This window comes from Phycisphaerae bacterium (genome assembly GCA_019636475.1).
Lineage (GTDB): Bacteria > Planctomycetota > Phycisphaerae > UBA1845 > UTPLA1 > JADJRI01.
This window is the reverse complement of the sequence record JAHBXN010000013.1, coordinates 70,769-77,707: the sequence shown is the minus strand read 5'-3', so window position 1 is coordinate 77,707 and position 6,939 is coordinate 70,769. Positions and strand designations below refer to the sequence as shown.

Below are 6,939 nucleotides of genomic sequence, written 5' to 3'. Positions count from 1 at the left end.
GGTCTGCATTGCAACGGCGCTCCAGTCGGGCGAATCGGTCAATTCCGCCTCGATCAGGCGATCAAGGGTATCGTAGTCAAAAGCTCGATTGGCCTCCAGGGTTCCGATCTGATAAGTGACCATAAACTGATTTTCGGCGGTGACATTGAAGCTCTTGTTGCTCTGGTAGGCGTAGCCGTAAATGCCGACATTGTCGTATGGGGCCTGATCGGGGTGGGTCAGGCGATTGCCGGCCTCGGTGACGCGCAACAGGTGGTCGCGTTCGAAGATGGTCTCGATGGTCACGCGATCATTGGCGAAGGCGTCCTCGCAATCGATTCGGCGGTAGTCGGTCGTCACGATCCGCCGGCGGCCTCGACATGGGGGAGATGATTGTCGAGGTATGTCCCGGTCCTGCCATTGGTCGTGGCCAGCAGACGTCCGGGACATGAGATCGAACATCCCATGGCAATCGTAATCCTCGGAGGCCTCATCACATCGACGATTCTGAATCTTGTCCTTCTGCCTGCGCTTTGCTGGGCGATGTTCCGAAATCACTCAAGATCGCCAGGCCATCCGTGATCGGCATCCCCATTCCACGGCTCGGAATGTCGGAGCCGCCACCCTTCTTGTGGAACGGTCTGGCGAGCAGGCTCAGAACTGAAACGCCATGTTGCAATTGGTAGCGATTCATGCGAAAGTGACTCAGAATCGGCCATTGAACCCAACGGTGGCCACTCAAACGCTCTGTTGATTGAAACGAAGTGCAATATGACAAACACCGATCTGACGACATTCATCACGGATGTGCTTCAGGTGCTGCTGACGTTCTTTTTGGATTTCTTCAGGCAGGCGCTTGCTGCCTTCCTGTTCTGACCGGAATCACCGCACTGCGGGATACGTTCCGGAAAACTAAGGAAGCCGTCTCGATCGAGTCTGCCCCGTTCATCGCTGGGCTTCGCGCATCCCCTCCCCCTGCTCACGGCATGGCACTCCTGCCAGCTCGCAACGTGTCCATGCGGCCGCACGATGAATCCACCGATTCCGTCGCGCGACTGAACAGCTGCGCGCGATCGCTCACCGACCAGCATCTGACGCGATGTTCAGGTTTTTCTCAGCAGTATCTCGGCCGCCGGCAATTTGGAAACGATCTCAGCAATGCGCTCGGATGCGCGGCCGTCTCCATATGGATTCCGGAGGTCCGCCAGAGACTCCCGAAACGCCGGATCAATCGCCCGTTCGACAGCAGCGGCGATCATCGCCGACTCGCACGGCGAATTGATCACATTTGCGGGATGAACCCGTCCCATCTGTCGTTCCCCGATGTTCACGACAGGCAGCCTGAATGAAGCAGCTTCAATAATTCCCGCGCTGGAGTTCCCGATCAGCGCTTTCGCATGCGCCATCGCATCAGCGAATTGCGACGGGGAAAGCGAAATAACACTTCGAGCACGGCTGTTTCGCGAAACAAAATCATCGACGGCCGAACGCAGTGCCGAGTGGCCGACATCGGCATTGGACCCGATCAGGAGCATATTGCACCGCACTTGCTCCAGCGCGCCCAGCAGGCGTGCGATCTGCTCACCCGCCCCGATCGGCGACAGCGTCTCGACATGATACACCACGAGAACGGTCGGCTGCTCGAAATCGAGCCCGACGGCTTCGGTCAGACCAGCCTTCGTGGACGATTTGTAATCGATCAGCCGATCAACGGCCGGCGCGCCGACGGCGTGGACGCGCCAAGGCGCCTCGTTCATGGCGACGATTCGCGCGGCATATTCCGGCAAGGCGGCGAAATGAACATGCGCAAGCTTCGTGATCGCATGACGACATGCGTCGTCATAGGCGCCGATCGTCGATTCGCCGCCGTGCAGGTGAGCGATCGGAATTCGATGAATCGTTGCAGCCAACGCAGCCGCGAGCATCTCGGTGCGATCCCCCAGAACGAAAATCAGATCCGGCCGGCTTCGCGCCAATTCACGGGAAAAAGCATCCAATGCGCGAGCTGCCGATGAGGCGACATCAACCGGAGAATCACCGGCCACATGATGCGCGACCGGCACGACCTGCACACCGTTCCACGTCGGAATCGACTCAATCGTTCGCCCGAACTCGGCACAAAGGTGCGTCCCGCCGGCGAAGAAAGTCAATCGCCGAGATCGATTCTCAGAAAGCGCCCTTACCACCGGCTCGTAGATGCCGGCATCGGCACGCGATGTCGAGATGAATCCCAGGCGAACGAAGGGCGCGACGCTGTGCTTTGAGTCGGCGTTCATTGTTGAATGGCTCGGCAGTCTGACGCGCGGCGCCACGGAACATTCGGCACTGCCGATGCAACGCCGCCGTTCGCGACGACCTAATCAAGCCAGAGCTTGGTTTGCTTGAGCCGATCGGGAACGTAAGTCTCCGTGACAAATGAGATACTCTTGGTCAGGAGCGATTCAACCTCCATCTTGAAGCCATGCTTCAGCATCAGGTCGATTTCCCGTTCCCATTCCTTCTTCCCCTTGAACCACGGGTAGTTGAGAATCTGCTTGGCTCGCTTGATGTCGTTATTGTCGATGGCGATCTTCACGTCATCGGACAGACCGAACTCTTCGAAATCCCGGCTACGGACCCCGATGAATCTCGCCTGCGGCACAGCCATGCGTTTTGATTCGAATGCGAGATTGATCGATCCCTGCTTGATGACGCTGTAGATGTAGTACCCCCATGGATCGTTGTCGAGCAGGCAGTAGATCGGCAGCTTCAGCTCGTTGTGCATGCGGCTGAGAATGCGCCGGACGGCGCGGGGCGGCTGGCCGTTACCGTGCGTGATGATGCAGTTGTTTTTCTTCCAGAATTTGTCTTCGTTGAATCGCTGCCAGACGGTGTCCTTCTCGACATGGAGGATGTACTTGGCCTCGCACTTGCGAAACTCAAGGACATCCGGCTCCACGATGCCGGGAATTCCCCATCCGCCGGAACCCATGCGACGCAAATCAATTTCGTCGCCCTTGCTGATGACGGTCAGATTGCCGGCGATCGTGCCGCGGCTGGAGGCAAAGACGTGCAACTCTTCCCGCAGAGTTTCGAGCGCCACCTCGATGTCTTCAATAATCGGGTCGCTTTCGCCCTGGTCGTTGAATGTCTTTTCGCTGGTGCCCTTGATCGTGTGCTTGGATAGGTAGTACAGCCCGCGAATGCTGACGGTCTTGTCCTCGTCGATGAGCTTTTTGCAGCCGCTTGCGATCAGCAGGGTCTGCATAAAGCTGCGGGCTTTATTGAGATCGAAGAAGTTTCTCGTGGCGAACTTGTCGCCCATTTCGATGATGCCGCGCGACTTGTTGAACCGTGCGTTTGACAACGTGCGCATTGGAATGTCGATCGACGGATCCTTCTTCTTCTCCGCGCACTTCACGACTGCCTCGGCCAGACCGACGATCTTGCCGGAGGCGGGCGTTTTCTTTGACGACCGACCCACTGTCGAACCACTTTTCTTCGCCATCCGTGAATGCTCTCCAGATTGTGCTTGGACTTCTCGTTAGTTTCGGCAAAAATAGTCGGGCGATACCAATCAATCAAGGACGATGCCGCGTTTGCCGCTGCATCAACTGCTCCAGGATTGCGGGAATCGATTCGGGCCGGTGATTCATGAATGACGCATTCAAAAAGTCGCTTTTCGTTTGGCTTATTCTCTACGGCTTGGCCGTGTTCATCGCGTGGTTTAGCCACCCGGCTGCAATCTACCTGGCGATTGTCCCTGTGGCATTCGCGATTGACACGCTGGCCCACCGAATGGCTAAACGACCAGGCCCGCCGATCGGAATGCGTCTATTAAATCGGCTTTTCCTGCTCCAGCGTTGGTGCTTCTGGAAACTGACCGGCGGGCGTCCGGGGCATCGTCCGCAAGACGGTGAGCCGCAAGGTTTCTGCCCGAAATGCGGTTACGCGATCAGCCCCGGTCGCTGTCCGGAGTGCGGGACACAGGTGTCGGCCGAGACCCTATCCTCTCGACCGGGGCAGCGCAATCCATTCGCCTATCGAATCGCATGGATCTGCGTGGTCGCCGTGTTCGCCATGATCGGACTGGTGACGGGGCATCGGATGCTGCCCTGGCCCTCGATGGCGCCTCTGAGCCTGTTGCTGTATCTGCATGGCTGGAGCGATTCGCGGGCAGCCGCGGAACTCATCTCGCGTGTAACCAGCGGAAACCTGACGAATGAGGAGGAACGCCGCGTCTGCGAGCGATCGCTTCGGGCCTCTATCAAACTTCAACCGCCCTTCCCGAATGACGGCCGAATCGCCGTGACTGTCATACCAGAGACTGCACTGGCCCCCCTTCTTGCGAACATGTGGATTTATCTGCGCGACATTCAGATCACAAAAAGCGGAACGCCCGTGGACCACACGCCGTCTGAACACATCACCACCGCAAACCAGGACCACGCGCTCTTCCTCGTTGAGCCGCTCGGAGCGGGAAAGCACCTGCTCAACGTGACCGGCCGCATGCTGGTGACACCGGCGAAGCACTCGGGCGATGCGGACACGGCCGCATACTGCAAAATCCCGTTTTCCGCCTCAATACCGGTCACCGTAGACCGGCAGGATGCATCGACATTCTATTCCGCGGTCACGGGAGATCTTGTGCTGTCCGATATCAATACAAACATCGTGATCGCCCTGGCACAGCGGCTGTCGATCGAAAAAAGCGGTGAGGAGAAAATGGCGCCTTGCCTGGTGATACAAAACGGTAGCCGTGACGCACTCCCGGTGTCCGGGCAGGTATTCGTTCGCCGATCAAAAGCAGATGCGTACCAGTTCGTCGATCGAACAATTGTCAATTCCGCCGAAATGCAATTGATCGACCTGAGCTCGATCGATTGGGCGTCTCGCGCCCGAACGCTGGATATTCGAATCGAGCCGGACCCGACGATCATGTCAGCCCGCCGATACGCAACGCGGATGGACTACATCGGCGAGATCATTGAACGCGAGAAAATTCCCCGCAGCCCGATTGTGTTTCAATGAACAGCCTGGCAGAACAAAATGAATCGCGGCCGATGGATCGGAGCGCCCGGCCCGCAGGCGAATCCGCCCGCGCTGACTGACCGATTCGATTCTGCCGCTACGGAGCGATCGCATGATTTACTACGAAGTGCATGCCCATCTTCGTGACGTCGATGTGGCCGAGCGCTGGCTAAACTGGATGAGTACGACGCACATCGCCGACGTGACCGCGGCCGGCGCCCTGTCCGGACGAATCGTGCGGCTGGATTCCGAATCAGAGGAAGATGAAGGCCTGGCATATCTGGCGCAATACGAATTCGCTGACCGGCCGGCGTTTGAAGCATATCTATATGAACACGCACCGCGCCTGCGTGCCGAGGGCATGCTCAACTTTCCGCCCGAGCTCGTGAGATACACACGTCGAAGCGGCGAAATCATCGAGCCGGATTGAACCTGCCTCAACCGGCCGCTCGACGCCTCACGCCTTCCAAGCGAGAATAACTTCGTCATTCTCGGAACTACCCGCAGCCGGCCCGGAATCGGAATTCCTCAGCGGGGGGCGCCCGTGGATGATGCCGATAGACGATCGGGCGCGATGCTGCCGCGTAAGAAGCGTCGGGCGGGTATGTCCTTGGTTCCAAATGGCAAAAGATCTGCCCACGAAGAATCCCGATTCTGTTGATGCCGCCCGCATGTCATTCGGGGAGCACCTGGAGGAACTGCGCACACGGATCATCCGCGCGCTTTGGGGGCTCGTTGCCGCTTCGGTCATCTGCTACTACTTCGGCGACGTCATTATTGGCACGCTGACCGCGCCTTACTACGTCGCCATGCGTGACCTGGGCTTCGACCCGCGAATGGTTCAGTTGAACCCAATCGAATCGTTCCTGGAATACTTCAAAATCTCATTCGAATTTGGCATCTTGCTGGCTGCACCCTGGGTGCTCTACCAGCTATGGCAGTTTGTTGCCGCCGGGCTCTATCCGCATGAGAAGCGGCTGATTCGCGTTTTCGGCCCAGTGTCGATGGGGCTGTTCGTCGTCGGGGCGGCCTTCATGGTCGTCGTGGTCCTGACCGGATTGATGCAGTTTTTGATCGGTTTCTCCCGGAGCTTCCCACTTCCAAGCGATACCAACCCGCTGGTCAGGCTGCTCGAGCGAAACACGTCCATACCGAAAGTCGTCATTGACGAATCGGCCCCACATTCGCAAGTGCCGATTGTGACCAGTGCGCCGGCCGACCCCGCCCCCGGGCAGATCTGGTTCAACGAGCAAACCCGCAAGCTCTATGTGCGCGGCGCGGAAGAGACTTACGAACAGCCGATGGTGAAGTCGAGCGCATCGCAGTTTGTGCAGCCATTCTTCAGCGTGTCCGAGTATCTCGGCTTTGTGGTGGACCTGGCGCTCGCATTCGGCCTCGGATTCCAGATTCCGATCGTCGTCGTCTTCCTGATTGTCATGAACATCGCAGGAGTCGATCAGTTGGCGGCCGCACGCAAGTACATCATATTCGCGATTTCAATTATTGCGGCCGTGGTCACTCCGTCACCCGATATCGGAACGATGATGCTGCTGATGGTTCCGATGGTATTGCTCTTCGAATGCGGCCTGCTGGTGGGACGATTCATGAAGCGGAATTCGACCGCATAGTCATGCACGCGGACCGGGCCGGAGCGAGGACGTGTGACTCGACAGGTAGCGAATCCACGTCATAATATGCCGCTCAGGACGGCAGCGGAAACGCCGCCGCGGGAGAGGTGTCCGAGTGGCTGAAGGAGCCGCATTCGAAATGCGGTCTGCGGGTAACTGCAGCGGGGGTTCGAATCCCTCCCTCTCCGTTTCATTTTGCAGGCAGTTCACAAACTCTTGAAACTCGCGTACTTGCGAGAGTTTCTCGATTGTTGACTGCCCTCAAACTGCCCTCACCCTGGATCTTTGGGTTGTGCCACGCCGTCGGCGTCGTGGTTGAACG

General features: G+C 58.0%; 8 protein-coding genes and 1 tRNA gene. 5 read left to right on the top strand and 4 right to left on the bottom strand.

The features are described 5' to 3' along the window. On the bottom strand, positions 1-339 hold a 339-nt coding region (locus KF841_16080), incomplete at its 3' end, for a hypothetical protein (GenBank protein MBX3396875.1). A 33-nt stretch (positions 340-372) separates the two neighbouring features. Between KF841_16080 and KF841_16075 the strand changes: the two genes are divergently transcribed. After that, the gene (locus tag KF841_16075; protein MBX3396874.1) at positions 373-561 is read left to right on the top strand and encodes an efflux RND transporter permease subunit; all 189 of its coding nucleotides are present in this window, start codon (positions 373-375) and stop codon (positions 559-561) included. Here the strand turns inward: KF841_16075 and KF841_16070 are convergent. The 3 genes from KF841_16070 to KF841_16060 all read right to left on the bottom strand — a co-directional run bounded on the left by KF841_16070 (position 473) and on the right by KF841_16060 (position 3,466). Next, positions 473-673 (bottom strand): hypothetical protein, encoded by a 201-nt coding sequence (locus KF841_16070; GenBank protein ID MBX3396873.1) that lies wholly within the window; start codon positions 671-673, stop codon positions 473-475. The genes KF841_16075 and KF841_16070 overlap by 89 nt on opposite strands. Positions 674-1,082: 409 nt before the next feature. Further along, positions 1,083-2,255 carry a UDP-N-acetylglucosamine 2-epimerase (hydrolyzing) gene (gene neuC, locus KF841_16065; protein ID MBX3396872.1) on the bottom strand — a complete coding sequence of 391 codons (1,173 nt, stop codon included), beginning with the start codon at positions 2,253-2,255 and terminating at the stop codon, positions 1,083-1,085. An 80-nt stretch (positions 2,256-2,335) separates the two neighbouring features. Next, complete coding sequence (locus tag KF841_16060) at positions 2,336-3,466, bottom strand: DNA topoisomerase IV subunit A (GenBank protein ID MBX3396871.1); 1,131 nt, start codon at positions 3,464-3,466, stop codon at positions 2,336-2,338. Positions 3,467-3,612: 146 nt separating this feature from the next. Here KF841_16060 and KF841_16055 point away from each other — a divergent pair, with 146 nt between their 5' ends. The 4 genes from KF841_16055 to KF841_16040 all read left to right on the top strand — a co-directional run bounded on the left by KF841_16055 (position 3,613) and on the right by KF841_16040 (position 6,805). After that, positions 3,613-4,989 carry a zinc ribbon domain-containing protein gene (locus KF841_16055; GenBank protein ID MBX3396870.1) on the top strand — a complete coding sequence of 459 codons (1,377 nt, stop codon included), beginning with the start codon at positions 3,613-3,615 and terminating at the stop codon, positions 4,987-4,989. A 112-nt stretch (positions 4,990-5,101) separates the two neighbouring features. Beyond that, on the top strand, positions 5,102-5,419 hold the full coding sequence (locus KF841_16050) for a DUF4286 family protein (GenBank protein ID MBX3396869.1): 318 nt from the start codon (positions 5,102-5,104) through the stop codon (positions 5,417-5,419). Positions 5,420-5,609: 190 nt separating this feature from the next. Next, a complete protein-coding gene (locus KF841_16045; protein ID MBX3396868.1) occupies positions 5,610-6,617 on the top strand; it encodes a twin-arginine translocase subunit TatC in 1,008 nt (335 codons plus the stop codon). A 101-nt stretch (positions 6,618-6,718) separates the two neighbouring features. Beyond that, positions 6,719-6,805: transfer RNA gene (locus KF841_16040), tRNA-Ser, on the top strand. The last annotated feature ends 134 nt before the right edge of the window (positions 6,806-6,939 follow it).